This window comes from Kocuria sp. NPDC057446 (genome assembly GCF_042802875.1).
In the GTDB taxonomy this organism is placed as follows: domain Bacteria; phylum Actinomycetota; class Actinomycetes; order Actinomycetales; family Micrococcaceae; genus Kocuria.
Genome location: NZ_JBHVDI010000191.1, coordinates 1 through 4,134 on the forward strand (window position 1 = coordinate 1; position 4,134 = coordinate 4,134).

Here is a 4,134-nt window from a genome sequence, read left to right on the forward strand (position 1 = left end):
CGACCATCCACTGGTGCGTGCGTGTGGCCATGCAGGCATGATCAGTCGCCCAACCGAAGGCGAGCAACGACCGACCAGGTATTGAGACCAGGTGTGAGTCTGTACGGAGTCGAGTTCCGGTGTACCAACGGCATGGATTTGGGGTATGCGCGGGTCTCGACGGCCAAACGGGAGCCCGACCGGCAGATAGATGCCCTCCGGCAGGTCGGCATCGCGCCCGAGCGGATCTATGTGGACAAGAAATCCGGGGTCACCACCGACCGTCTCGGGCTGACCGCGGCACTGGCCTACGCCCGGGAGGGTGACGTGATCGTGGTGCACACCTTGGACCGGCTTGGGCGCACCGTGCGTGACACCCTTGAACCTGATCCACGACCTCGCCGAGCGGGGGGTGGGGGTGCGTAACCTGGCGGATCCGCTCAAGGTGGACTCCAGCAACCCGAATGACCCGATGGCGCAGCCGGCGGTGGTGCTGCTGGCGTTGTTCGGGCAGATGGAGCGCACCTACACCCTCGAACGGGCCGCCCACGCTCGGTCGGTGGCCGCGGCGAAGGGCCGGCGGATCGGACGGCCCTCGGTGGTGGATGCGGACAAGCTGGCCTACGCGGCGCACTTGCGCGAGAGCGGGCACACGATCGCGGAGATCGTGGCCAAGACCGGGATCACCCGCACCACCCTCTACCGCCACCTCCCGCCCCGACCCCCGGAGCCGGTGACCGCTGGGCCGGTTACGGTCGCCGATCCCGCTCCCTGTGCGAGGGCCTGACGGGGGTCACTCCAGTTGAAAGCCTGCAGAGATGCCGTCGCGCGTGATCGGCGTCGACAGCCGGTTGCAACCGTCTCTCAACCGTTGGTGGGCAACGGGGAGTGATGCTCGTGGGCGATCACCCACTGTCCGTTGCTGTCCACGAAGACCAAGGTCGACCGGGTCCGGCCCGAGACGACGTCTCCTTCGATCTGACAGTCCCACACGAAGATCCCGGTGGCGATGGCTACCGGGCCGAACACATCGATCTTCAGGTCATCGAACCGGCCGTGGAAGTCCTTCATCCCGGTGAACTGCTTCACCTCCAGCCTCATACCGGTTTCGGCGTCCTGGCGGTCCAACGGCTCGACGTCGTCGAACTTCGTGAACTTCGGTCCCGCTAGATGGTAGGAGGCCAGACGGTCGAAGTCCTTGACGGTCACAGCATCCAGGACCTGCTCGATCCGCGCTTGCACGGAAGCCTGCGCGGACTCGAAGGGATCAGCAATGATGTCCATCAGTTCCTCCTGGAAGGCCTTCCGCAGCACCGTGTCAGCCATCGGCCGGAGTCAGCCGGCACCGCGATCACTGCCATGGTTGCTCGACACCCTCACTATCGTCCTCCGGACCCACTACGCCCACCACCCGGGGCCGCATCACGATCTGGCTCCGCCCGGGCATGGTGACCTCGACGAGTGGGCCGTACACGCCGTGGCTGTCCAAAGCGATAGCCGTCTGGGTCGGTGGAGGTTTTCCTCGCTTTCGGGCCCGGGGGCGATACGAGCCACCGGCCAAGCCGTGGGTATCCCTTGTATATTGGGGCCGTGAACTTCTGCCGCCACCGCCCTGAGCAACGCCAACGCGTGCTGCTTGTTGAGCGGCGACGGCGCTAGCTCCTTGGCGTTGCCGCTCAACACCATTCCGGCGTGGTGTAGCGGCAACACGGCTGACTTTGGATCAGCAATCCGAGGTTCGAACCCTCGCGCCGGAGCGTTCAAACCCCCAGATCTCACTGTGCTCGTTGTGTTCCCCAGTGCTACTTTCCACTGACGCTCCACAAATATTTTTGGCTCGGAAGCTGCGGCGACGGCTGGGGTGATAGATCACGGGGTGTCATGGTGCGTGGGGAGGATCGGCTGCGCACTCCCGGGGTTTTCATCGAAGGATCCGCGAGCACCCGTTCCGGCGGTCACCGCCGGAGGCGAAGGCGGTCCTCGCCTCCGCGTTGGGCGGGGGTGACCGGCTTCATAAACGCATGAAGATGCACAGGCCCCTATCGGTGGGCCGGTTCGTCCCGGCACAGTAGCGCCATGACGTCGGGGATGGCCTGTGCGGTGAGTGGGTGCGGTCAGGAGGCCGTGACCGTTCTTCCGGTGGTGGCCTGGACGGCGGCGAGCTTTCCGGAACTGACCACGGCACCGCTGCATCAGTACTGTCCCGTCCACGAGCCGTTGATCAGTGACCGCTACGCGGCCGCGGTGGACTGGACGGTGTGCCGGGACAGCGCCGAAGGTCACCGCCTGGACCCGCAGACGGTCCAGCAGATCTGCGCGCACCTCCAAGCGATGAGGACCCCGAAGGCTCAGGCGGTGCACACCGCCCTCCTCCGTCTCACCGGGATCCCCTGAGTCCGGGCATCCTTGCCGCGGATCGGTGCAGGCGCCTCTTGGTTCCGGCCCGCTGGTCCGGGCGCTTCCTTCTCGCCCCCGGGCACACCATGTCCTCCCGTGCGGCGGCCAGGTCCTGGCAGCGTTGGGCAATCGGCGACCACCGTGAACTGCGTAGTTGTTCGGGAGCGGGGTGGGGTCGAGAAGGCAGGCGTCTGGGGTTCTGCGGATCCTGGTGGGGTCGTGGATGTGTGCTCAGGCGCCGGCGCGGTGGGCGAGGTGCTCGAGGACGCGGCGGGTTTTGGTCTCCTGACGGCTGAAGGGGTTCAGCCCGCGGGCGGCTACGGCGGTCGAGAAAGCGATCAGACGATCGAGGGGATCCTCCTCGCTGCCTGCTTCGAGCTGAATCGACAGCTCGAGGAAGTCCAACCCCTCGTGAGTCCACCGCTCCACCATCGTGGTGAACTTCCCGACCTCCACGTCCTTCCACCGGGTGGCCTCGATGGGGCCCAGGGCAGTGAGCGCATCCAGGACCACACGACGATCGGCGCAGTCGGCCAGGAACTGCTGGTGGTGCTCGCTGAACATCTCCTGGGGCGGGAACCCGCTCCTGCGACTGTCTTTGGAGGTGTGGCCTGGTGTGAGCCGATCGGGGTCGATGTCGACCTTCAGGGAGGCAGCCAGAGAGCGTCGTGTCCCCGCCCAGTCCTCCTCGATGCGGTACTCATAGCTCTTCGTCTCGTCCTTTGCCCCGCCTGTCGAGTGCGCTCGGTCCCAGGGGTGGGGCAGTTGCGTGCGGCGTGCTGGGCGCAGTTTCACGGTGGCGTCGGCTTCCCAGCTGCCGTTCTTCTTCGCGTCCAGGCGGACCCGGAAGATCTGTCCGGTCTCCAGCATCGGCAGGTGCTGGGGTAAACCGGGGGTCAGGTCCTCGAGGAACCAGATCCGCCGAGCCCGGCCGCCAGAAAGCTTCAGGTCCTGCACGGCCTTGTCGACGGTGCCCGGGGGAGACTCAGCAAGATCGCCGCCGACGGTGATCTTGATTTCGATCGGGTGCTCCAGGGGCATGGCCGTCTCCTTCGGCGCTGCAGGCCCCGAGATGCACAAGGTTCCAGGAGCTTCAGCGTGAGTATGGTCACGAGTTGCCTCGAAGAGAGGTGGCCCTTTCTCGGTGGCCTCAACGACAGTGTTCGGGGTGGGCGCCCGTCGTCGAGCGCGACAGTCACCCCGCCGTGACGGGAACCACGACGACAAAAATCACAGTCTTGCCCAGGAGGCTGATCCAGGGTGTAAACCGGTGGCTCCGAGCCGGACCTCAGCACCCGAGCGGCCCGGTTTGGATCCGGGCCGCTCGGATGCTGTGCAACAGAACTGCGACGTATCAGGCCTACCCGTTCACGACAATGGCGTCGGCCCGGCCCCCACCGGTGACGTCGGCGAAGGCTGTGCTCTTGTTTCCGTAGTACGGGTTGGTGGTCCAGCTCTGATTGGGGCGGAACTTGGTGCCATCGGAGCGGCGGACGGTGACCTTGTCGTCGTTGACGACGATGGCGTCGGCCCGGCCGTCACCGGTGACGTCGGCGAAGTACACCGGGTCACCGCGGCTGCCGTAGTAGGGGTTGGTGGTCCAGCTCTCGTTGGGCAGGAAGCGCTGGCCGTTGGAGCGGCGGACGGTGACCTTGTCGTCGTTGACGACGATGGCGTCGGCCCGGCCGTCACCGGTGACGTCGGCGAAGGCTGTGCTCTTGTTTCCGTAGTACGGGTTGGTGGTCCAGCTCTCGTTGG

6 protein-coding genes and 1 tRNA gene are annotated in these 4,134 nt (G+C 66.0%); 4 read left to right on the forward strand and 3 right to left on the reverse strand.

Going from position 1 to position 4,134, the window contains the following annotated elements; genetic code table 11:
- Window positions 1-132: 132 nt before the first annotated feature.
- Window positions 133-405, forward strand: coding sequence for a recombinase family protein (locus ACFU0Y_RS16410; RefSeq protein ID WP_380215755.1), 273 nt, complete (start codon window positions 133-135; stop codon window positions 403-405).
- Window positions 350-766 carry a helix-turn-helix domain-containing protein gene (locus ACFU0Y_RS16415; protein WP_380215743.1) on the forward strand — a complete coding sequence of 139 codons (417 nt, stop codon included), beginning with the start codon at window positions 350-352 and terminating at the stop codon, window positions 764-766. Before ACFU0Y_RS16410 ends, ACFU0Y_RS16415 begins: the two co-directional genes overlap by 56 nt.
- Window positions 767-843: 77 nt before the next feature.
- On the opposite strand, the gene ACFU0Y_RS16420 is transcribed toward ACFU0Y_RS16415, so the two are convergent.
- Window positions 844-1,305 carry a nuclear transport factor 2 family protein gene (locus ACFU0Y_RS16420; RefSeq protein ID WP_380215745.1) on the reverse strand — a complete coding sequence of 154 codons (462 nt, stop codon included), beginning with the start codon at window positions 1,303-1,305 and terminating at the stop codon, window positions 844-846.
- Window positions 1,306-1,665: 360 nt separating this feature from the next.
- Between ACFU0Y_RS16420 and ACFU0Y_RS16425 the strand changes: the two genes are divergently transcribed.
- A tRNA-Gln gene (locus tag ACFU0Y_RS16425) sits at window positions 1,666-1,736 on the forward strand.
- A gap of 367 nt (window positions 1,737-2,103) precedes the next feature.
- A complete protein-coding gene (locus ACFU0Y_RS16430; protein ID WP_380215747.1) occupies window positions 2,104-2,373 on the forward strand; it encodes a hypothetical protein in 270 nt (89 codons plus the stop codon).
- A gap of 234 nt (window positions 2,374-2,607) precedes the next feature.
- On the opposite strand, the gene ACFU0Y_RS16435 is transcribed toward ACFU0Y_RS16430, so the two are convergent.
- Together ACFU0Y_RS16435 and ACFU0Y_RS16440 are read right to left on the reverse strand one after the other, a co-directional pair.
- Window positions 2,608-3,417 (reverse strand): hypothetical protein, encoded by an 810-nt coding sequence (locus tag ACFU0Y_RS16435; protein WP_380215749.1) that lies wholly within the window; start codon window positions 3,415-3,417, stop codon window positions 2,608-2,610.
- 319 nt (window positions 3,418-3,736) lie between these two features.
- The coding region (locus ACFU0Y_RS16440; protein ID WP_380215751.1) for an FG-GAP repeat domain-containing protein at window positions 3,737-4,134 on the reverse strand (398 nt) is incomplete at its 5' end.

Excerpts from the sequence above, each read along its gene's own strand:
- ACFU0Y_RS16435 (WP_380215749.1), bottom strand. The coding sequence starts at position 3,417 with ATGCCCCTGGAGCACCCGATCGAAATCAAGATCACCGTCGGCGGCGAT.
- ACFU0Y_RS16420 (WP_380215745.1), bottom strand. The coding sequence starts at position 1,305 with ATGGCTGACACGGTGCTGCGGAAGGCCTTCCAGGAGGAACTGATGGAC.
- ACFU0Y_RS16410 (WP_380215755.1), top strand. The coding sequence starts at position 133 with ATGGATTTGGGGTATGCGCGGGTCTCGACGGCCAAACGGGAGCCCGAC.